Source organism: Asaia sp. HumB, assembly GCF_030263835.1.
In the GTDB taxonomy this organism is placed as follows: Bacteria; Pseudomonadota; Alphaproteobacteria; order Acetobacterales; family Acetobacteraceae; genus Asaia; species Asaia bogorensis.
The window spans coordinates 2,353,110-2,375,187 of sequence record NZ_JARPML010000002.1 but is presented as its reverse complement, the minus strand read 5'-3'; the positions used below and the strand labels follow the sequence as shown (position 1 = coordinate 2,375,187).

Annotated in this window: 17 protein-coding genes; 9 read left to right on the top strand and 8 right to left on the bottom strand. The window is 60.4% G+C overall.

Features of this window, described 5'->3' with window-relative positions; all coding sequences use genetic code 11:
* Positions 1–148: 148 nt before the first annotated feature.
* Positions 149–1,435, bottom strand: a complete 1,287-nt coding sequence (locus tag P5689_RS11775; protein ID WP_285533289.1) for a TIGR03862 family flavoprotein — start codon at positions 1,433–1,435, stop codon at positions 149–151.
* A gap of 180 nt (positions 1,436–1,615) precedes the next feature.
* On the opposite strand from P5689_RS11775, the gene P5689_RS11770 reads away from it, so the two are divergent.
* Together P5689_RS11770 and P5689_RS11765 are read left to right on the top strand one after the other, a co-directional pair.
* The gene (locus P5689_RS11770; RefSeq protein ID WP_285533288.1) at positions 1,616–3,100 is read left to right on the top strand and encodes a mannitol dehydrogenase family protein; all 1,485 of its coding nucleotides are present in this window, start codon (positions 1,616–1,618) and stop codon (positions 3,098–3,100) included.
* A 48-nt stretch (positions 3,101–3,148) separates the two neighbouring features.
* Positions 3,149–4,297 carry a redoxin family protein gene (locus P5689_RS11765; protein ID WP_285533287.1) on the top strand — a complete coding sequence of 383 codons (1,149 nt, stop codon included), beginning with the start codon at positions 3,149–3,151 and terminating at the stop codon, positions 4,295–4,297.
* A 66-nt stretch (positions 4,298–4,363) separates the two neighbouring features.
* Here P5689_RS11765 and P5689_RS11760 read toward each other — a convergent pair whose 3' ends face one another.
* The 6 genes from P5689_RS11760 to P5689_RS11735 all read right to left on the bottom strand — a co-directional run bounded on the left by P5689_RS11760 (position 4,364) and on the right by P5689_RS11735 (position 12,116).
* On the bottom strand, positions 4,364–6,691 hold the full coding sequence (locus P5689_RS11760; protein WP_285533286.1) for a TonB-dependent receptor plug domain-containing protein: 2,328 nt from the start codon (positions 6,689–6,691) through the stop codon (positions 4,364–4,366).
* Positions 6,692–7,156: 465 nt separating this feature from the next.
* Positions 7,157–8,017, bottom strand: coding sequence for a carboxylating nicotinate-nucleotide diphosphorylase (gene nadC / locus P5689_RS11755; protein ID WP_062164149.1), 861 nt, complete (start codon positions 8,015–8,017; stop codon positions 7,157–7,159).
* The gene (locus P5689_RS11750; protein ID WP_285533285.1) at positions 8,014–9,588 is read right to left on the bottom strand and encodes an L-aspartate oxidase; all 1,575 of its coding nucleotides are present in this window, start codon (positions 9,586–9,588) and stop codon (positions 8,014–8,016) included. The genes nadC and P5689_RS11750 overlap by 4 nt, the downstream gene beginning before the upstream one ends.
* 11 nt (positions 9,589–9,599) lie before the next feature.
* Positions 9,600–10,577: a quinolinate synthase NadA gene (gene nadA / locus P5689_RS11745; protein ID WP_369794239.1), complete on the bottom strand. Its 978-nt coding sequence runs from the start codon at positions 10,575–10,577 to the stop codon at positions 9,600–9,602.
* A 151-nt stretch (positions 10,578–10,728) separates the two neighbouring features.
* Positions 10,729–11,637, bottom strand: a complete 909-nt coding sequence (locus P5689_RS11740; protein ID WP_031240959.1) for an NrtR DNA-binding winged helix domain-containing protein — start codon at positions 11,635–11,637, stop codon at positions 10,729–10,731.
* The gene (locus tag P5689_RS11735) at positions 11,634–12,116 is read right to left on the bottom strand and encodes an NADH-quinone oxidoreductase subunit B family protein (RefSeq protein WP_023978942.1); all 483 of its coding nucleotides are present in this window, start codon (positions 12,114–12,116) and stop codon (positions 11,634–11,636) included. Before P5689_RS11735 ends, P5689_RS11740 begins: the two co-directional genes overlap by 4 nt.
* A gap of 65 nt (positions 12,117–12,181) precedes the next feature.
* Between P5689_RS11735 and P5689_RS11730 the strand changes: the two genes are divergently transcribed.
* From P5689_RS11730 to P5689_RS11715, 4 genes are all read left to right on the top strand, one after another.
* Positions 12,182–12,859 (top strand): NUDIX domain-containing protein, encoded by a 678-nt coding sequence (locus P5689_RS11730; RefSeq protein WP_023978943.1) that lies wholly within the window; start codon positions 12,182–12,184, stop codon positions 12,857–12,859.
* Positions 12,860–12,981: 122 nt separating this feature from the next.
* Positions 12,982–13,788 carry a 3'(2'),5'-bisphosphate nucleotidase CysQ gene (locus P5689_RS11725; protein ID WP_285533284.1) on the top strand — a complete coding sequence of 269 codons (807 nt, stop codon included), beginning with the start codon at positions 12,982–12,984 and terminating at the stop codon, positions 13,786–13,788.
* Positions 13,785–14,798, top strand: a complete 1,014-nt coding sequence (locus P5689_RS11720; RefSeq protein WP_122038827.1) for an L-threonylcarbamoyladenylate synthase — start codon at positions 13,785–13,787, stop codon at positions 14,796–14,798. Before P5689_RS11725 ends, P5689_RS11720 begins: the two co-directional genes overlap by 4 nt.
* Positions 14,798–15,328 carry a hypothetical protein gene (locus P5689_RS11715; RefSeq protein ID WP_285533281.1) on the top strand — a complete coding sequence of 177 codons (531 nt, stop codon included), beginning with the start codon at positions 14,798–14,800 and terminating at the stop codon, positions 15,326–15,328. Before P5689_RS11720 ends, P5689_RS11715 begins: the two co-directional genes overlap by 1 nt.
* A gap of 587 nt (positions 15,329–15,915) precedes the next feature.
* Here the strand turns inward: P5689_RS11715 and P5689_RS11710 are convergent.
* Positions 15,916–16,440, bottom strand: a complete 525-nt coding sequence (locus P5689_RS11710; protein ID WP_023978948.1) for a hypothetical protein — start codon at positions 16,438–16,440, stop codon at positions 15,916–15,918.
* Positions 16,441–16,878: 438 nt separating this feature from the next.
* Here P5689_RS11710 and P5689_RS11705 point away from each other — a divergent pair, with 438 nt between their 5' ends.
* From P5689_RS11705 to P5689_RS11695, 3 genes are all read left to right on the top strand, one after another.
* Complete coding sequence (locus tag P5689_RS11705) at positions 16,879–17,733, top strand: ABC transporter ATP-binding protein (protein ID WP_023978949.1); 855 nt, start codon at positions 16,879–16,881, stop codon at positions 17,731–17,733.
* Positions 17,730–19,112, top strand: a complete 1,383-nt coding sequence (locus P5689_RS11700; protein ID WP_285533280.1) for a hypothetical protein — start codon at positions 17,730–17,732, stop codon at positions 19,110–19,112. Before P5689_RS11705 ends, P5689_RS11700 begins: the two co-directional genes overlap by 4 nt.
* A 149-nt stretch (positions 19,113–19,261) precedes the next feature.
* Complete coding sequence (locus tag P5689_RS11695) at positions 19,262–22,054, top strand: pitrilysin family protein (protein WP_285533279.1); 2,793 nt, start codon at positions 19,262–19,264, stop codon at positions 22,052–22,054.
* The last annotated feature ends 24 nt before the right edge of the window (positions 22,055–22,078 follow it).

Sequence of the window (22,078 nt, the reverse complement as noted above, 5' to 3'; positions counted from 1 at the left end):
CTGTAAATTCAAGTATTAGATGGAATTGCACTGCCATCGCGCAGTAAAAAAAAACCGTCATGTTGCGTGCGCGCAACACAAAAGAACATATCCAAAAACGAGTCTTGTCTTGTCGCCGCCGTCATTTTCCGATGCGGATCAATGAGTCTTACCTCTTAGGCCCCGCCTCCAGCCACGACAGCACCCCTTCACCTGCCGCCCGACCGGTGGCGAAACAGGCCTGGAGCAGATAGCCGCCGGTTGGCGCTTCCCAGTCCAGCATTTCACCCGCCACGAACACGCCAGGCCGCGCCTTGAGCATCAGCGCCTGGTTCACGGCATCGCGCCGCACACCGCCCGATGTGGAAATGGCCCGGTCAAGGGCATCTGTGCCGCTCAGCCCTAGCGGGCAGGATTTGATGAGCGCGGCTAGCCCGTCAGACGTTCCTTGGCCAAGATTTTCGACGCAGGACCCTGCGGGTTGCACCCTCCCCTCAAACGCCTCGCGCAGCAGCCACCGGGCGGGTGCGGAAAGGCCAAGGCGACGCAGCCTGTTCGCCTGACTCTCCCGCGCGCGGAATTTGTCCAGACGCTGGGTGAGTGCGTCGCGGGTCAAGCCGGGGCGGAAATCGATCCTGATGTCGAGCAGCGCCCTCTCCGCCAGCACGTCGCGCCATGCCGCCGACACGCGATAGACGGGTGCCCCTTCGATGCCGCGCTGCGTGATGGTCACGTCACCCCGTGCCTGCACGCCTGCCCCGCTGATGACGACCGAATGGAGCACCTCACCGTGGAAGCGCTCGTGAAAGGCCGCAGGACAGCACGTCTGAAAGCCGCAATTGGCTGGCTGGAGCGGGGCGACGCTCTCGGGGGGCAGATACTCAACCCATCCGCCATCACTCCCCAGACGAGACCATGATGCACCACCCAGGGCCAGAACGACAGCGTCCGGGCAAGCGCTGGCCACGCCCTCTGGCGTGGAAAATTGCAACCGTCCCTGTGCGTCCCATCCGGTCCAGCGGTGGCGCAAAGCAAGCCGCACGTTTTGCGCTGCCAGACGCCCGAGCCACGCCCGCAAAAGCGGTGAGGCCTTCATGGCATGAGGAAAGACGCGACCGCTGCTGCCCGTAAAACAGCTCTGCCCCAGCCCGTCGGCCCAGTCACGCAGCGCCTGCGGAGGAAAACGCTCGATGAACGGCGTCAGCCATGCCTCTGCTGCACCATAGCGCGTCCGGAACAGGGAGAGATCTTCGGCATGAGTGAGGTTCAGCCCGCTGCGCCCGGCCATCAGGAATTTACGGGCCGGGCTTGGCATATGGTCATAGACCACTACATCGTGCCCGGCCGCCGAAATCCGCTCGGCGGCGGCAAGTCCGGCCGGGCCCGCGCCAATTACGGCAATCGTTTTCCTGTTCGTCATCGGGGCGGTGTAATCCTCCTCACCAAATAGTGCCATAGACAGTCCGTTTTATCGCTTGAGGGATATCAGGGAACCGCCACATCATCCGGCGCGCTGCACTACAGATTGCGTGGCTGAACGAGGCCATGCCCGGACTGTTCCGGCATTTTCCCATCCGGGGCAGGACGACCCCAACGCCATTGTTGTGATCGCGAAAGATCACACTCAGGATAGCTCATGATTGCTCTTTCCACAGCAACTCTCCCGGCCCTCCCCTCCAGTGTCGAGACATTCTCCTATGACCGCGACGCCCTGACAGCCGGGATCGTGCATCTGAGCGTGGGCAATTTCCACCGCGCTCATCAGCTTTGGTACATGGACAAGCTTCTGCACGAACCGGGTAACAGCCATTGGGCCTTCTGCGGCGTCGGGCTGATTGATGACGCTACCGAACGCCTCAAGCTGGAGGCCTTTCCGGCGCAGAACGACCTGTACACGCTGACCCGCTACGCCCCTGACGGAAAGACCCGCCATCAGGTGATCGGCAGCATGATCGCCTATCTTTTCGCCCCGGCCGACCCTGAGGCCGTTCTGACCCGCATTGCTGCTCCCGCGACGCGCATCGTCTCCATGACCATCACGGAAGGCGGCTATAATCAGGATCACGCCACAGGTGCCTACCGTCTGGAAGCCCCTCTGACCCAGCGTGAGCTGGCCGATCCGGCCCGACCGGAATCGGCTTTTGGCTTCATTGTCGAAGGGCTGCGCCGTCGCCGTGAGGCGGGCATTGCGCCCTTCACCGTGCTGTCCTGCGACAACCTGCGCGATAATGGCGTGGTGACGCGCCGTTCCGTTCTGGCCCACGCCGAAGCGCTCGATCCCGATCTGGCAGCCTGGATCGCCCAGGAGGTCTCATTTCCGAGTTCGATGGTCGATCGCATCACGCCAGCCGTGCTCAAGGAAGACGCCGAGCGGGTCAATGCGGAATGTGGGGTGATCGACCAGTTGCCCGTAATCTCGGAAGAATTCGCGCAATGGGTCATTGAGGATCATTTCGTCAACGGGCGCCCCGAACTCGAAAAGGTCGGCGCGCAGCTCGTCCCTGACGTGCATCCCTACGAGCTTGCCAAGGTGCGTATGCTCAATGCCTCCCACTCCATGCTGGCCTATCCCGGCCAGCTTGCCGGGCTCGACACCGTGCGCGATGCGATCACCGATCCGGGCATCCATGCTCTTGTCGATCGCTTCATGACGCTGGACGTCATCCCGCATCTTACCGCGCCCGCCGGTATGTCCCTGCCCGATTATCGCGACCTGATCGTGGCCCGTTTCAGCAATCCGGCCGTGGGCGACAGGCTGGCCCGTATCACGGGTGACGGCGGCAGCAAATTGCCCGTCTTTCTCGCGCCCACATGGAACGTACTGATTGAAAAAGGGGCTGACATACAGCGCATCGCCTTCGTGCTGGCCTGCTTTATTCGCTACCTGCACGGCCGCACCGATGCCGGCGCACGCTTTGAGCCGTTCGAACCCGCCATGAGCGACACCCAGCGCGAGCGGGCCCTGTCATGGGAGAGCGTTTTCAGCATGACAGTGTTCGAAAGCTTCACCCTGAGCGAAGCGCATCGCAGCCTGATACGTGAAATGGCAGAGAGAATGGAACAGAAAGGAACCCCCGCCGTTCTCGCTGAACTTCTCGCAGCGACGGGTTCCGGCGACTGACATGACAGGCCCCGGAAGCACGTTGCCCCTGCCCGAAAAGGCCCGTTCATGGCTCAGCGCGCTTCCGGTTCTTTCCAGCCTCTCTCAACCCAGCCTGCCATTTCGCGGCCCAGCACAGCCGGGTTCCGGTTCGGGTCGGGCCTACCAACGATTCCCCACCTTGGAGAAATGCGTCTCGCCCTGGGTGGCCTGTGCCTCGCCCTGGCGTTTGGGTGGGGTATTACAGGGGCAAAAGCGGCCCCGCTCGACTCACTGAGTGGCGCCAGCAACTGGCTGAACTCTGCGCCGCTCACGGCGCAGGCGCTCAAGGGCAAGGTGGTTCTGGTCGATTTCTGGACCTATTCCTGCATCAACTGCCTGCGTGAAATGCCTTATGTCGAGGCCTGGGCCAATAAGTACAAACCTTACGGGCTTGTCGTGATTGGCGTCCATGCGCCCGAATTTGCCTTCGAGAAAAACCTCGAAAACATCGAGAAAGCGGTCGCGCGCTTCCACATCACCTTCCCGGTAGCCGTCGACAACGACCGCGCCATCTGGAACGGCTTCAACAACGAATACTGGCCTGCCGCCTATTTCGTTGAAGGAGATGGCAAGATACAGGCCCATCATTTCGGAGAAGGTGATTACGACCGCTCCGAACATCAGATTCAGGCCATGCTGCGCGATAATGGCGCGAAGAACGTGCCAGATGACCTCGTTCATCCTGTGGGAACGGGCGAGCAATCCGAAGCCGATCTCTCTGCTATCGGCTCTCCCGAAACCTATATCGGCTATGAACGGGCCAGTCATTTCATCTCGACCGGAGGGGCCGTCCAAGACTCTCCTAATGATTATGTCATCGAAAACAGCCCCGCCCTCAATGAATGGGGTCTGAGCGGGAACTGGACGATCGGGCCTGAAGCCGCCCACCTTAACAAGCCGGGTGGTTCAATTACCTTTCGCTTCCATGCGCGTGACCTGCACCTCGTGCTTGGTCCAGCGAAAGACGGCAAACCCGTCAGGTTTCGTGTCACCCTTGATGGCCAGCCTCCGGGTGCCGTGCACGGAACAGATTGCGATGCTGACGGCATGGGAACAGTGAGCGGCCAGCGTCTCTATCAGCTCATTCGCCAGAGTGAGAACAATGTAGGCGACCATCTGTTTCGCATCGAGTTCCTGTCACCCGGTGTCGAGGCATTCTCCTTCACCTTCGGCTGACCTGCAAAAAACGCCCCGCGCTTCAGCCGGGGCGTTTTTGATGGTTTTGTCTTGAGCAAGCTTCATTCAGAAGCTGGTGGAGACCGTTCCCGTCATGGTGAAGCGCGCGGCCGTCATGAAGGAATTGCCGTAGCCGGTATAGGGCGCAAGGCTGCCGCTATAGACTGTGCTCGGATCCTTCGCGCTATAGATCGCACCCATGGCCCCCGTTCGCACAATCGAGCCCGTCACATTGGCGAAGTTCAGCTTGATGGTTGGCGACTGGGCGATGCCGACTGGCTTGAAGCGATAGCCCAGTGAAATCGTGTTCGTGACGAAGCCGGGCATGCGCTGATCGCCTGCGACACTGACCGATTGCGGGCCCGTGTAATGGAGGCTCGCATTGCCGAAGAACCCGGCATATTTGTAGGTCAGACCGAAATTCGCGAGCACACGCGGCGCCATGATGGCCTGCGTACCCTTCGAGTTCAGCATGACATTTGTATAGGGGTCGAACACATTGCTGTCCTGAACAGCATGGAGATATTCGACCGAGGCATAGGGGCTGAATCCATGTATCGGGCGGCCCGAGATCATGAAATCAAAACCACGCATATGCTGGTTACCGATCGAGAATGGCTTGAACTGGTTCATGCCCAGATACTGGTTCACGATACGGTTGGTGACATTGTAGTTGAAGAATGACGCATCAACGATGATGTGCTGATCATGATAGCGATAGCCCAGCTCTTCCTTGATGGAATACTGGTTTTTCGGGATCGGTACGCTGGTATAGAGCCATCCCAGATCCACGGCGCTCGGCTGACGGTAATCTCCTTCTGCATTCAGGTAGATCTGGCTGTGCTCGTCGATGGTATAGCCGACAGAAAGCTGCGGCAAAGGGGCGGTCCGGTTATTGGACATGCGCCCGTACAGATCCTTGTTCCAGGTATTGGACATGACGAATTTGAACCCGGCCTGGATATCGAGCTTGTCGTTCAGATATTTGGCATGATCCTCGACAAACAGGCTGTGGATTTCCGTACCGGCATTCTGCTGATCGCCCGCATCGATCCGATAGGCTGCCCAGTTGGGGCTGGGGGCAGCACCGTTATCCTGCGTGTAGCTGGTCGGGTAGGATTGCTGGGTATAGTTGTTTTCGTACCAGTAGCCGAAAGACACATGGTTGTGGCGATCCACATCGATACCAAGCTTTGCAGTCGCCCCGCGGCGCTCGGTCGCTCCCTGCAGGAAGTAATTGGTCACGTTACGGGTGGTGCCGTCATTCTGTGTCACGGTGCCACCCGGTGACGCATCCCAGCCCCGTCCAAGGTTGTAATAAGGCTGAAGATCGAAGGCGATGCGGCGCGTCAGGACAATATGGATCGGAGCGGAAAGATAGACCTGATTCCAGTAATCCGTATTGTTTTTCCAGTAATTTATGTTGTTCGAATTTGCCGAGCGGCCGTATCCTTCACCCGTATGCTTGTATTTATAGAATTCCTGCTGGGTCGGATAATTGTCGATCGTGAAGTCTTCCCAGTTCCACGAGACAAAGGCCTTGGCGAACGATCCATTCTTCCACTGCTTGTTCAGGCCGAAATCAACATGACGGCGGTCATTGATACCCGCCCCCATCCAGCTGCGTGTGTGGGTGTTTGAAAACGAGACATAGCCGCGCACGCCACTATGGCCGATTTCGCCGGTTTCCAGCCGGATGAATTCGCGCGACAGGTTGTTCGTGCCATAGGAAAAATCGACCAGACCGCCAAACTTCCTGTCAGGCGTATGGGTGGTCTCATTCATCGTTCCGCTGGCCGCCGACATGACGGGCAACGCGGTCTCGGAACTGCCGGGCGTCAGCGAGACGGATTCGACGTTCTCGGTATCCACATTCTCCGTGATGTATTTGGCGGCCGCAGCGGGCGCGCCATCGACCAGAAGCGCCATGTCGAGATCGGTCAGGCCGCGTGTCTGGATCTGACCGCCCTGCATACCGTAGGGGTCGGGCGTGCTGATGCTGACGCTGGGAAGGTTCTGGATCAGATCGAGCGCCGTGCTCGATGGGTTGCGCATGGAGATATATTCATGATCGACGGTCTGCACATTGCGCGGCGCGTGCTCGATGCGCATCATGCCACCACCGCCATTGAGGGCCTGACGTGAAGTCGTGACCGATATCTGCTCCTCGCCCTTGGCCTCGACAGCCTTCTTGCGACCCGCGTGCTGCACAGGTGCCGTTGCTGTCTGGCCAGGCCGGGCCACCGTATGTTTCGGGCTACCATGACGCGCGGTCCCGGCTGAAGCCGGCGCACTGGAGGCCGCATGGGCGAAATTCTGCGACAGACAGGTGGCCGAGGCTAGACAGATTGCCAGCCCGATTTTCAGTTTCGCACGACCAAACACATACGCCATCGAGACCCTCTTCCCAATTTCCGAAAGTTTTCGAGTTTATTACTTGTGAGACATAAAGTTACATCTCACAAGTCCCGCTTGCAGTTTTATATCTTCGTGCACACAAGCAGGTATACAAGTCGAAATCAAGTCGTAATGTGTCGTATATGGAACGTTTCTGTTCGGGTCTGATGCATAGGGGCCACCCGGCCCTGCCTGGAAGCTTGATGAATTTATGCGTTCCAAGACTTGGCTTGTCTGACCTGCGCCCACTCAGAACGCGCTGAGAAGGCCCTCCCTCCCGGAAGGCCGACGATCTCTCGCCTTCAATCGACCGTGCTGGCATGCGCAGGCCGAACAGACCAGAACGCAAACCGTTCTATGCCGGATAGCGCTCGCTCATGTGCAGCACCGATGAATCACTGGGGTGCGGTCCTGCTTCCCCCCTGCCCGGAATGAGGGTGGAAGCAGGAGAAGGCGAGATCGTTACAGATCGATATCAAGCCCGATATCCAGAGCCTTGACGCTGTGGGTCAACCAGCCGAGGGAGAGCACATCCACCCCTGAAGCCGCGATGGCTGGCGCGGTATCAGGCGTGATGCCACCGGAGGCTTCTGTCAGGGCGCGGCCCTTCACCATCTCCACGGCGCGCCGAAGCATGTCGGGACCCATATTGTCGAGCAGATAGACATTTGCCCCGCCCGTCGAGAGGGCCGTTTCAAGCTGATCGAGCGTATCCACCTCAAGCGCGATCGCCATCAGATGCCCTGCGCGCTGCCTTGCCGATTTGAGCGCCGAAGCCACCCCTCCGCACAAGGCAATATGATTATCCTTGATCAGGATCGCATCATCGAGACGATAGCGGTGATTGCTCCCGCCTCCCGCCTTGACGGCATATTTCTGAATGGCTCTCAGCCCCGGCAAGGTCTTGCGCGTGCAGCATACACGGGCTTTCGTACCGTGTATGGCGTCCACAACCTGACGCGTTGCGGTTGCGATGCCGCTCAGATGGGAGAGCAGATTGAGCGCTGTGCGTTCTCCCCCCAGAACGATCTCCGCAGGCCCCTCGATCTCGGCAAGAATGTCACGCGGCAGAATGCGGCATCCATCCTCCTTGAGCGCTGTGAAATTCGCATTCGGGTCAAGCAGGGAAAATGCCAGCCTGACACCCGCCATTCCAGCCACAACGCCCTCATGACGGGCACGGAACACCGCGCGCAGGCGTTGGCCGGGCCGGACAATGGCCTGTGACGTGGCGTCACCCCCGGTGCCAAAATCCTCGGCCAGACCGGCCCGTATGACAGGTTCCCACAACAGATCGGGCAAGGGAGGAATGAAAATTGTCATGCGTGCACGTAGCTCCTCTGCGCATGGATCATGGGGGCTGAACCCGACGCGGCGATATCGCCCTGTCCAAGGCCGATTTCGGCAAGGGTAAACTGGAAACGCCCGGTCTGAGGCGCTTCGTCTCCATCGAGACGCCAGTGGCTTCCACGGCTCTCCTTGCGGCGCAGGGCAGCTTTGGCGATGGCAGCACCAACCAGAGCATGGTCATCGCGCGCGGCAAGCGGGGCAAGAAAGGCCGACAGACCCTCCAGCCCGTCATGATCCCGCAGGATCCCTGCCCCCTTGTCCATGCGCGGCCCAAAACTCGCCGCACCAAAGCGCACAGGCTCTGTGGGATTCTGGCAGGAATGGCGCTCGCGCGTGGCATTGTTCACATCCCACGCCACGGCCCGCCCCATCACGAACGCCTCAAGCAGTGAGTTGCTGGCCAGTCTGTTCGCGCCGTGCAACCCGGTGCAGGCGACCTCGCCGCATGCCCACAGCCCCGCGAGGCTGGCCCGGCCATGCAGATCTGTCGCCACACCGCCCATGTGGTAATGAACCGCTGGCCTTACCGGAATGGGCTCACGATCGGGATCGATACCGTGCTGGGCACAGATGCGCGCAATACCCGGAAACTGGCGTGAAAAGACCTGCCGCAAGCCTGTCGCCTGCCCGGCACCCTGCCGGTTGCCTCGCGCATGAGGCCCATTGTAGCGCGCATCGAGAAACACGCGATGCCCCAGTGCCCGATGGCGCGCAATCGCGCGTGATACACGATCACGGGACTGCAGCTCGTCCGTAAAGCGGTTGCCGGTTTGATCCACGAGCACCGCTCCCGCCCCCCGCACAGCTTCGCTGATCAGAGGCGAACGTCCTCCCCCTGTCTCGACATCGAGGGCAGTTGGATGAAACTGAACGAATTCCATATCGGCCAGCCGGGCCCCGGCCCGGGCGGCGGCTGCCAGACCCCGCCCCGTATTGCTGGCGGGGCTCGTTGCACCGACATAGAGCGCCCCTGCCCCGCCACAGGCCAAAATACAGTGATTGGTTGGAATGAACTGACCCGTGTTGAGCCACACGCCGCGCACACGTCCGTCCAGCACATGGAGGTGGTCCAGTGTCACCCCATCGAGCACCACAATGCGCTGGGAGGCTTTTACCCGCGCTATGAGCGCCTCCATAATTCCCGCACCGCTGCCATCACCACTCACATGCGCAATGCGCGCGCGTGAATGGGCCGCCTCCAGATGCAGGTCCAGATCGCTGCCGCCGGTACGGGTGAACGCCACCCCCCAGTCAAGCAGTGTCGCTATCGCTGAGGGACCAGCCCCGATAATGGCCTCGACCGCACGGGGGTCACACAGCCCGTCACCGGCATCGAGCGTGTCGCGCATATGAAGCGCCACGTCATCATCATGACCGATAGCCGCTGCGAGGCCGCCCTGCGCCAGCATGCTGGCCGCTTCCGTCCCCAGAGGTGACGGGCTGAGCACCACACAGGGCCGATCGAGATGCAGGGCCGCCGAGAGCCCTGCAAGACCCGCACCCGCAATGACGGGCCAGCCTGCGAAACGGGTGAGTGTCATCATGGCTCAGGCCCTCAGACCGCAAGCATCCGCTCGACCGCGCGCCTGGCCTGCGGGAAGAGCGCATCGGGAATGGTCACTTCCTCCTGCATGGTCTCCAGCGCACGACGAATGGCGGGCAGCGTGATGCGTTTCATATGTGGGCAGAGATTGCACGGGCGAACGAACTCGACCGCAGGGTTGAGCGCGGCAAGGTTGTCGCTCATGGAACATTCCGTGACCAGCAGCACCTTGGCGGGCTGCTTGACCGCCACAAATTCCATCATCCCCGCCGTCGAGCCTGCATAATCGGCTTCCGCTACAACTTCGGGCGGACACTCCGGATGGGCCAGCACCACGACACCGGGATGCATACGCCGGTACTGCCTGATCTCGAGGGGCGTGAACCGCTCATGAACCTCGCAATGGCCAGGCCAGGTGAGCATCTCGATGCCGGTCTCGTTCTGGATGTTCTTCGCCAGAAACTCGTCAGGAATCATGATGACGCGCGGCACACCCAGGCTCTCAACCACTTTTTTGGCATTGCCGGACGTGCAGCAGATATCGGTCTCCGCTTTGACGGCAACCGAACTGTTCACATAGGTCACGACCGGAACACCGGGATAAGCCGCCTTGAGAGCCCGGACATTCTCAGCCGTGATGGATTCCGCGAGCGAGCAACCTGCCATCGAGTCCGGTATGAGCACCGTTTTCTCCGGATTCATCAGCTTGGCTGTTTCAGCCATGAAGTGAACGCCGGCCATCACGATCACCTGCTCCTCACAGCGCTGGGCCTCGCGGGCGAGCGCAAGACTGTCACCGCGGATATCGGAGATGCAGTGGAAGATTTCCGGGGTCTGATAATTATGCGCAAGAATGACCGCATTGCGTTCGCGCTTCAGCCGCAGGATCGCCCGGATATCATCCTCGAAATTGCGCTCCCAGTCCTCGCGCGTCATCAGACGTGAAACGGGTTCGTACAGGGCATCGCCACGATCTCTGACGAGGGTCATCTGATCCATCGGATCCTCTCCGCTTAGTTATGCTCTATATGAGCATAATAGGGACAAAACTGTTGAGACCCATACATTGGGTGCCTCCCTGATGTTTTCAAAGCCACAAAGCCGTGATTGTCGAAAAAGCACGGCCAGGAACCATTCAAGATCACACTGACCGGGCAATCGGTAATTTGGAACCCATGAGCTGTCGCGCACCGATCACCTCGCGCCTGAAGCGATAGAGCCGTGCGGGGCGTCCCTGGGGCTGGTTTTCCGCCTCGCCCGTCTCTTCCACGAGGTCCTGGGCCAGGATCAGCCGCCTGAAATTCTGCTTGTGCAGCGGTCTTCCCGCAATGGCCTCGACCGTGCGCTGCAACTGCCAGAGGGTGAAGGTCTCGGGCATGAGTTCGAACACCACGGGGCGATAGCGTATCTTGGCCCGCAGACGCGCCAGAGCAGTCGCGAGGATGCGCCGACGGTCCGACGGCATGGCACGGCCAGGTACCACCCAGGCGCCGGGCCTGCGCGATTCAGGCAGAAGATCGGCCTCCCACAGCAGTTCATAGCGGTGCAGGACCAGCTCGTCATTCCAGGGCTGCCCTTCAAGCCCGAACGTCTCGGCGCAGCGCCATTGCCGTGCCGGATCGCGCCCGGCCCAGTTTTGCAGCGCCCGGCCGATTTCGCTCTCGATCAGTTCCGCGCCGCTGCCCCGCAAATTCTCCCACGGGAAATATTCGTACAGCCCGCGCCAGCCTTCCTGTGCATCCTCCAGACGTGTCAGCCCCATATAGGAAATGCGTATGAGACGCGGCGCGTCTGCGCTGGCCTGCCCTGCATCCGCCGATCCTGCTTCACCGCCCGACGCCTCAGCAAAGGTATAAAGCTGCTCGATATGGCCGAGGTGACATTGCGTCTGCTGCTCGACCCAAAGGCGCATGCCACGCTGCAAGGAGCGATGCGCCGTTTCAAGCGGCCCAGAAGGCAGGTTGCGCCCCTGGTCGAGTGTCAGCACGAGAGGCTGCTCATCCTGCACCGCAAGCAGCACCGCCACCAGTTCGGTCTCGATATTACTCATGCATTCACGACCCGTCCGGTCGTCAGCAAAAGCAGGGCGCGCAGGATTTCTGCCGGGCTGGGTGGGCAGCCACGCAGGGCCACATCGCATTGCCGCACACCGGCCAGACCCGCCTCCATGATACCGCCCAGCACGGCGTAATTCACCCCGAACGGCCCCATACCGAGCGCACAATCACCGATCGCCACAATGCCCTTTGGCCCCGGCATGGCCTCCCAGCGGGCCTGAAGCCCGGGCAGCATGGCGCGCGTCACAACGCCGGTGACAAACAAAAGCTCGGCATCATGGGGTGTCTCGACAAAACGGATGTCGTGACGGGTCAGATCATAGGCCGCGCCCTGAAGGGCCTGTGCCTCGATACGACAGCCATCGCAGCCACCACCTGCCACGATATGAAGCGTGAGTGGCCGCGGCGCGGGTGGCAGGGAATCACGGGGCCGCCATCTATTGGCGTCCAGCAGGGCGCGCAGAAAAATCATGGACAGTTCCGGTCATCTGGTTCGTTGTGAGTAAAACCATAAACCGGCTCAAGGAAAAACCCCGCATGGTTCTGGCCTTTGCGTCTCATATTCCACAAGACTGGCATGACGCCATTGCCAACGCACCCCATGTGCGTCGCTGGATTGAAGGCGTGGAATGCGAATTCGAGGTTTCCTCTCTCACGATCCGTGATGCCGTGAAGTTCGGAAGCCGGATCGGCTTTGTCTTCGCCGAGGCGCAGGCCCGTCATGAGGGGGTTTCCGTACCCCGCTATGCCTTCCTGCGCGGAAACTCCGTCGGGATCCTCGTGGTGCTGCGTCATCCCGATCACCCGCCAAGAACCGTGCTTACCTGCGAGCCGCGCCTCCCGATAGCCACCGCAGAGTCCCTCTCCCTGCCCGCCGGAATGGTCGATGACGGCACAGTACAGAGCACCGCGCTGCGCGAATTTGCCGAGGAGACGGGCATCTCACTGGCGCTTGCGGAACAAGACCTGATCTCGCTCGGCACCGTCACGCTTTCACCCGGTGGTTGCGACGAACATCTCACGCTGTATGCGCTGGAAATCGATCTGGATCCGTCGGTGCTGGCCAGTCTCGACAATCGCGCAACGGGGCTGGAGAGCGAGCACGAGCATATCAGACTTCGCGTGTTGCCCCTTGCTGCCATACCGACCCTTCCGCAGCAGGACGCCAAGCTTCTTCTGGCCTTCCACCTTTATGGCGCCCGCACGCGTGACTGACGCAGAGCCACCAAGGACATGGTCAGGCAAAATCCAGGCCGGATAATAGCGACGTGCAAAACAACGCGTCAGTGCCTCTTTTTGCTCATGACGATATCCTGAACTTCGGGTAAGCCGGATCCATGACCCAGACCGAAGCCCTTCCCCCTGATGCTGAAGCCCTGCTTGCCCTAGCCGCTCGCCTGGCCGATGAGGCCGCCACACTTATCAACGAAATTCGCGACCGGGGCTTCGAGACGATCATCAAGGCGGATAAATCGCCGGTAACCGAAGCGGATCAGGCGGCTGAGCGTCATATTCTGGCAGGGCTGCGTGCCGCTCGCCCTGATATACCGGCTATTGGCGAGGAGGAAATCGCCAGTGGTGCCTTTGCGGAGCCAGGTGAAATCTACTGGCTTGTCGACCCGCTTGATGGCACGCGCGAATTCGCCGCAGGACGTGACGACTTCACGGTCAATATCGGGCTGATCTATCGTAACCGGGCTGTTCTCGGCGCGATGGCCCTTCCCGCTTACGGGCAACTCTATACCGGCCTCGTGGGCCAGGGTGCCTGGCGTCGTGACAGCAACGGGACGACCCCCATTGCTACGGTCGTGCCGCCCGAGAACGGGCTGCGTATCCTGGCTTCGCGTCACTACGCCGATGACCCGCGCCTCAAGGAATGGCTTGCCGGGCGAAAAATCGGAACGCTAGGCAATATCGGCTCGGCCGCCAAATTCGCGCGTGTCGCAGAGGGTGAAGCCGATTTTTATCCCCGCCTTGGCCCGACCATGGAATGGGACACGGCCGCCCCGCAGGCCATTGTCGAAGCCGCAGGCGGCCATGTGCTCGATGAAAAAGGCGCCCCCCTGCGCTACGGCAAGCCGGGCTGGTTCAATCCGCCCTTTCTCTGCACCGGACGCCACGCCACAGAAGGGCAGGACGCATGACAGAAATTCTCAAGGCCGATCCTGACGCCATCCAGCGCGCCGCGACACTTTTGCTTGAGGGCAAGCTCGTGGCTTTCGGGACCGAGACGGTTTACGGCCTGGGCGCGCTGGCCACGTCCAACGCTGCCGTTGCTCATATCTTTGCCGCCAAGAACCGGCCGCGGTTCAACCCGCTCATCAGTCATTTCGCCAGCGCGGAAGCCGCATTCGAGCATGTCGAGGCCAATGACATGGCCCGCCGTCTGGCCGAGATCTTCTGGCCGGGCCCCCTCACCATGATCCTGCCGCGCAAGAGCGGCTCAACCATCTGCGATCTGGCGACGGCCGGCCTGCCAACCATCGCGGTGCGCGTTCCACGCGGCAAGACCGCTCTGGCGCTGCTTCAGGCTGTTGGCCAGCCGGTAGCAGCGCCCTCGGCCAACCCGTCGGGGCGTGTCAGCCCCTCCGATGCCTTTCATGTGCTGCGCAACATGCATGGTCGCATCGACGCCATTCTCGATTCCGGCCCCTGCTCGGTCGGGCTTGAAAGCACCGTCATCGACCTCTCTCGCGAGGTGCCTTTCCTGCTGCGTCCGGGCGGCATCACGCTGGAACAGCTTGAAGCCGTATGCGGCACGATCCGCAATCCGGACGATTACGCCACCAAGCTTCCCTCCTCCCCCGGCATGCTTGCCTCGCACTACGCGCCCGGCCTTCCGGTCCGTCTGAGCGCCGAAAGCGTGGATGAGCACGAGGCGCTTCTGGCCTTTGGCCCGGCCCTGAGCGGCGCGGGACTGGTTTACAACCTCAGCGAGCGCAGCGACCTTGAGGAGGCCGCTTCGCGCCTCTTTGCCGGGTTGCGCTTTCTGGATGGCGAGGGGCAAAGGCGTGGCCTCAAGACCATCGCCGCCATGCCGGTGCCCCGCCAGGGCCTTGGCCTCGCTATCATGGACCGGTTGCGCCGCGCAGCCAGCCCACGGCCGACAGCGTCGGGTGATGACGATGATGATCTGGAGAGCATGATCGGCTGATGTCCGGCTCGTTCGACCCTAAGGAACTCAAGGTTCTCTCGGATATCCTCGCTCTGGTTCTTGAAGAACAGGAAGGGCAGTCCATCGCCGCGCTCAATGCGCTGCGCTCGCGTGCGCGCAAGAGCGGCACGACAGGCGGTGCCCTCAAGAACCTCTTTGTCGCCATTGCCCCCAACCCGCCACCACGCGCCAAGCCCAGACCACGGACCACCAAGTCGGAGAGCGGCCCTGACGTGCTGGCGGCCAGACAGCAGATTGTGACGCTCACCAACAATCTGCGTCAGATGGACCTTGAGTTACGCAATTCACGTGCCCGTCTCGAATCCGTGCGGTCAGAACTGTATCAAACCCAGCAATCGCGCGCTGAAATCCAGTCCAAACTACTGGCCCGCGATGCGCGCAAGCCTTTCTCCAGTACCTTGATCTGGTGTGGCTTCGCTGTCGGCATCCTTATCGGGATCGCCAGCACGCAGTTCATCCATTCCATAGTGGATGTCCCCCGCGTCGATCGCTCGGTCTTCCTGCGCTAGGCTCTTCACGCGGCGTAATCGGAAGCAAGAGAGCCGCGCGTTGCGGGGCGTCTCGGTCCAGTGCACGCATAGCTGCTACGCGCCTCACCAGATTTGTGCATGTTATGGAGCGCCGGCCTCAGCCTTCAGCGGCACACATGCGAGAGGGAACACTCTGCCACTCGCATCTCGTGCTCGAAATGACCCTCCTGATCGGCATCCTTGTGAATTCTCGCGGGCGTTCCACATTCCAGGCAGGCATAGATATAGCCCTTTTTCCCGGTCCTCTCTCGATAAGCGATGGCATCCGCAGCGCTTATCGGCTTCCCGTCTAGCTTAGCCATTTTCATTATTCGGATCTCCAGACTTATTAATGGAGAAACTCTACCTTATACTGAGTCATATTTTCATAGCAAGTGAGATCAACATTTCGTTGTCTTGATTTACCTGAACAGTTCATCCGCTCAGTTGACGCTGACTGCATACTGATCGCAACGCGTCCAAGCATCACTCTTGATCGCGATCAAATCCCAGGATCCAGTACATCAAATGCGGTGCGTCAGTGACTCAACCGCACTGTGCAGGCACGAATTTGCTTAATCCTGCCCCTAATCCTGCAAACCGCCCATGATGGGGGTCAGATGGGCGCGGCTCTTGCTCGTGCGGCGCACCGGAGGGCGTGGCTGGCAGGAGACGAAATAGAGCCCGATTACAAAAATCAGGTTGGTGATGTTGATGAACAGATCGACCAGCATGATCAGGCCGCTGCCCGACACGCCATTCCACAGGGATACCCCAAGCCAGACGATACCGAGCGGCCTCATGCCCAGCAGGAAGCTGCGCAGCGGGTTGGCCTGACCGGCGCGCACCAGCGGGCGCATACGCTGGATCGCCATGTAGAAGCAGACGAACAGCACCCAGTTGAGGATGTTGAACATCGACCCGCTTAGAGATGTGGCACCCGTGAAGATGAGTATGGCAATGGCTGCCAGAAAGAACAGGATCGCACCAAGCTGGAGGCTCATCCCCAGTTCGGCAGCAGAAAGCCGCTCAGGCAACCTGTCCGATACAGGCTGGAAGATCTTATCGAGCAGCCAGAGATCGGCCTGATTGACGCGTTCGACGAAGGACATGACGCTGACTTACCGCGCCGCTCCGGCGGACGCATCTGTTTTCTGCGCCTCACCGTGCGAGGGCTACCCCCCAAAGAAGAAAAGCCCCCTTCCACGCTCCACAAGCGCCCCGTGTCGCAGCCTGGAACAGCCCGGGCCGCAAAGCAGACCCGCGCAGACAGAGGCTCACGCCGGTGCGCGTTGTGATCGCAATTGAGTAGAATGCGCTCATTCGTCCGGTACAGATCATCAGCCAGACAACAAGTTGAGGGCGTGGCCCGCCTGGATATAAGCGCACAAGAAATGAGCCTCTGCCCGAAAGTCGAGAGGTTCAGCCCGTGCACAGGAAGCATGATTTCCAATAAATCGGCCCGACAGACTCCGTTTATCGGTTTTCTAACGGAACAATATGGAACATGATCGCAGTCAATCGACGCTATACAGGGTGGCCAGATAGTCATGTTTCCAGTTGGGATAGAGAGCCTTTCCAAAAACTACGGCACAAAGCGCGTGCTGGATCAGGTCTCTCTCAATCTGGAACCGGGAAGTATTACAGCTCTGCTTGGCCCCAACGGAGCAGGCAAGACCACCCTGATTGGTTGCCTGCTTGGCTTGCTGCAACCGGATTCCGGTTCGATCAAGGTCTGGAGCCAGTCAGCGGATTCCCTTACTTCATCACTCCGTGAGCGAATTGGTTTTGTTCCGCAGACGATGACCGGGCTCACCTGGTTTCGCGTTCAGGAACTGCTCGATTATCTCGCGGCCTTCCATGACAGCCAAGAACGAAAGGACGCAGGTAGCGCCACCCGGTCACGCGAAGATAAAAGCTGGTCGCAATGGGCCAGCCTTGATCCGAAATCGCGTATCTCGGCTCTCTCAGGGGGCGAGAGACAGCGTCTGGCCATCGTGCTGGCCTTGCGCTTTTCACCCGATCTTATCGTGCTGGATGAACCCGTTGCCAGCCTCGATCCTCTCGCCCGTCACGATTTCATCGCCCTGCTGGCAGAAACCGTGAAGCAGCGCGGCGCGACAGTGCTGCTCTCATCGCATATCATCTCCGATCTCGAGCGGATCTGCGATCGCTTTGTGACGCTCAACAAGGGCCAGATCATCAGTACGGTCGATGCCAGCCAATTCAACAGCCATATCCGCCATCTCGCCCAATGGCCCGACGCGCATCACGGACTTCGCGTTCTTGTCGATCTTCCTGACGGAAGTGTCTGGGTTGAAGGCTGGACACCCGCCCATGAGGCCCTTGGCCTGCCCATGCTACCCGGCGATCTGGAAGCCTTCTTTCTGGCGCTGACGCGATGAGGGATACCTTGCGCGCCATGAGGCTCTACGCCTCACCGATTTTCCTGCGCGAAAATCCCATGGTTCTGCTCGGACTGCTTTATGCCGTCATATGCTATGGTATAGCGGTTTGGCTCCGTCTGGCACCACCGCATGTCGATGGCCTGCCCATGCTAGTCAACCTTGTCATGTCCGCATGGTGGGTCTTGCTGCTGAGTGCGTTCAGTTCCGTCAACACCCATTACTGGCGTCAGATACGCTCACCCGTCACGTTCATGCTGCCTCGCCTGCAACACGGTGAATACTGCGCAGTCCACGCGATTATCGCCATCGCCTTCACCGTTCTCTGCGCCCCGCCCCTTTTGATGGGGGCCCCTCTTCTCAACACGCTTTCCGTTGAGGCATTGGCTCTGGCCCTGTGGTCGGGCGCGGATCAAACAGGCCCCAAATCGATGCGGCGCGCCACGCGCATCATGCGGCGTATCGTCTCGCGTATCGGGTTCATTCTGCTACTGGTCCCAAAAATCCAGCTTCTGGTCTTTACGGCCCCCTGGCCCGTAGCGCTCGGGTTGCTCCTGGCTGGTCTGGGCATTGCCCTGTACGAATACCGGTTTCGCGATTACCGCCTGGACCCACTGCCGGAAACCGTCTTAGTCGGCAGAGATCATTTCCCAAGGCTGCTGCAACCTGTCATTTCCTGCCTCATGTGGCGGCCAAGCTTTCTGCCGCATATTCCGCTGCAGGATCAGTTCCTGACAACACGACCTGTGATCGTCGCCCTTGTCCAGATTGGCGGCACCCTGATTTTCGCCGCGCTGAGCGCCATTATGCTTTTAGTCATGGACGGCCATCTTCCGACAATTGATGCGTTCCGCCACAGCCTGCCCGGCTATGCCCGACAGGCCACGCTCCTCGTGGCCCTTGGTCTTTGCCAGAAATTCCAGAAGCGCACGGACTGGCCCTTTCTCGTTGCGCTTTGCCCCTTTGGCGACAAGGCAGCCTTTACCCGCAAGCTGCTTCAGCTTCACCTCATGACGGCCGTCTTTGCCGGAGGCGTGTCCGGCCTGTGGCTTGGGCTGGTGAGCTGGTATGGCAAAAACCTTCCCCTCTTCCATTGCCTGACATGGGGACTTGCCGCGGGTATTCTTCTGGTTGGGACCGTATGCGTGCCATGTCTTGGCCTGCTCTCCGCCCGCCTTAACCGGCCTGCCGTCAATATGGTTCTCACGATCAGCGGCGTTGTCATCGTGCTTCAGGCCTGCACAGCTCTAATGATCGAGAGTGCTTTCTGGTGGCGTGGGTTGCTGCCCCTGGGCGCCATCGTTGTCGTGGCCCTGCTCTACATCATAACGCCGCATGCACTGGCTCGACAGGACTGGCCACTGGAACCGCCGCGCTGACCGGGCAGCCCGCCAGACGCCCATCACTGGGCGGCACCACACAGGCACACGGCATGGACAGATCATGCCAAGCTGTTACGCTGCGTCCGTTACATAGTATCATTCCATGTCGACCCGCCTGACTGAACGAGACCCCAAGGGAGTTATGAATGTCCGTGCTGCCCCCACTGCGTAAGGCGCTACTGGCGTCCAGCCTGCTCGTTGCACCAACGCTGTTTGTCCCGGTTTCAGCACCCTCGAAGGCTGCCGAAGCGACGGTCCAGCAGGGCGCTGCTACCGGCACCTCCCCGAGCGGGACATCTGCGAGCCACACCGGGGGGACACCAACCCCGCATGGCGCGACGGCAATGGACAGCGCAGTGCGCGAGACCCTCTCCAATGGGCTGCGGGTTGTCATCGTGCCCGACCGTCTGGCCCCTGTCGTTCAGACACAGGTGATCTATCTCGCGGGCTCCGCTTCTGCCCCGGCAGGCTTCCCCGGTACCGCTCATGCGCTTGAGCACATGATGTTCAACGGATCAAAAGGGCTGAGTCGTGACCAGCTTTCAACGGTCAGCGCCCGTATCGGCAATGTGAGCAACGCCTTCACCACCGAGGATACAACTCAGTATTACTTCCAGGCCCCGTCTCATTATCTGGATGTGCTGCTCAAGATCGAAGCCGATCGTATGCGCAACGTCCTGCTGAGCGACGCTGACTGGTCGCATGAGCGCGGTGCCATCGAGCAGGAAGTCGCGCGTGATGTATCGATGCCGTTCGAGCGCTTTACCATTCAGCAAAACCTCGCCCTGTTTGCTGGCACGCCCTACGAGCATGACGCCCTTGGCACACGCGAGTCTTTCGACAAGACCGATGCCAAACTGCTGCGCGGCTTCTATGACAGCTGGTACCAGCCCAATAACGCGATCCTGCTGATCGTGGGGGATGTCGATCCAAAAACCACGCTCGAGAAGGTAAAAGCCCAGTTCGGTGCCATTCCAGCAGGCGAGCTGCCTGCACGTCCGGTCATCACCCCGGCCCCGGTCAAGCCCCGTACCATCACGCTCGATAGCGATTATGCCACGGGCATATTGAGCATCGGCTTTCGTATGCCCGGTGCCGGCAGCCCCGATGCGGCGACGGCCCAGATCCTGGCCGATGTGCTTGGCAGCCAGCGCGGCGCGCTTTTTGCGCTTGTGCCGCAGGGCAAGGCGCTGGCGACCGAATTCTCCTATAATGCCCGCAAGCAGGCAGGGGTCGGCAATGCGCTTGCCGCTTTCCCCAAGGGGCAGAACCCCGAGGCCCTTCTGGGCGAGATACGCGCGATCCTCTCAACCCTGCGCAGCAAGGGTGTGCCTGCCGAACTCGTCGAGGCCGCCAAGCGCAAGGAAATCGCCGCGCTCGAATACAACGCCAACAGCGTCACCGATCTGACCCAGAGCTGGGCCAGCGCTCTTGCCTATAATGGCCTGGAATCCCCTGCCGAGCTGGTGAAAGCCTATAACGCCGTAACACCCCAGATGGTAAATGCGCTTGGGGCAACCATCCTCGATCCCGACCATGCCGTAACTGGTATCCTGACCCCGTCGGGAGGGAGATCGCCGAATATCAGCAGCAACAAGGGGCCCGAATCCCTCCTGCCGCCACCGGGCAAGAACATTGCCCTGCCCGACTGGGCCGCGACAGCACTGGCCGATCTGCCAGCCCCTAAGCCGCTTGCCCAGCCTACACGATACACGCTCAGCAACGGCATCACCCTGCTGGTCCAGCCCGAGCATGTCAGCCATACCATCGTGCTCTATGGCAGCATCCGCCATAACAACGACCTGCAACAGCCCAAAGGTAAGGACGGTGTGGCCGGTTTGACGGGCGATCTGTTCCTTTATGGCAGCAAGACCCATGATCGCCTTGCCATGGCAGCGGCGCTGGACGATCTGGCTTCCGATGCCGATGGGGGCACCTCCTTCTCTCTCAGCACGCTCACACCCAATTTCGAGAAGACACTGTCGCTTCTTGCCGAGATGGAACTTCATCCGGCTTTTCCGGCGCAGGCCTTTGCCATTCTCAAGCAGCAGGCGGTAGCGTCGCAGGCCGGGGTGATTCAATCGCCCGGCTATCGCTTCCAGCGCGCCCTGACCAGAGCCCTTGCACCGGCAAACGATCCGTCATTGCGCGAAACCACCCCACAGACGCTGTCCTCCATCACGCTTGCTGACGTGCAAAGTTTCTACAAGGCGGCCTATCGTCCCGATCTGACGAGTATCTTCGTCATTGGTGACATCACCCCCGAAAAGGCGCGCGATGCGGTCGAGAAGGCCTTTGCAGGATGGAAGGCAACCGGCCCCAAACCCGCCGTAGAACTGCCCGACCGCCCGCTGAACAAGCCGTCTCAGGCCGTCATTGATGATCCGGGCCGTGTGCAGGATTCTGTCTATCTCGCCCAGACCGTTCCCGGCGGCATCCACAACCCGGACCGCTACGCGCTTGAGGTCGGCAACGAGATTCTCGGCTCCGGCTTCTCCTCGCGTCTCATGCAGGATCTGCGTGTGCGCACCGGTATGGTCTATACAACCGGGAGTGATTTCGGCTGGTCGGTCAATCGCGGCGCGTTCGTGATCACCTACGGTTCCGATCCTGACAAGACCCTCAGGGCACGCGATGCTGCCCTGCGTAACGTCCGCGATATGCAGACCCATCCCGTGACCGATGATGAGTTGCTGAACGCCAAGGCCTCGATCCTGCGGGCCATTCCGATGGAACGGGCCAGCTTCGGGGGCATTGCCGGGCAGTATCTCTCACTGATCGGTCTGGATCTGTCGCTGGACGAGCCCGATAAGCGCGCTCAGGCCGTTTATGGCATGAAGCCCGCACAGGTTCAGGACGCCTTCCATCGTTGGGCCAGACCGCAGGATATGGTGCAAATGATCCGTGGCCCCGCACCGATAAAGAGCACAGGGAAATAACATCCAGTTTCTCTTACCCTCTCC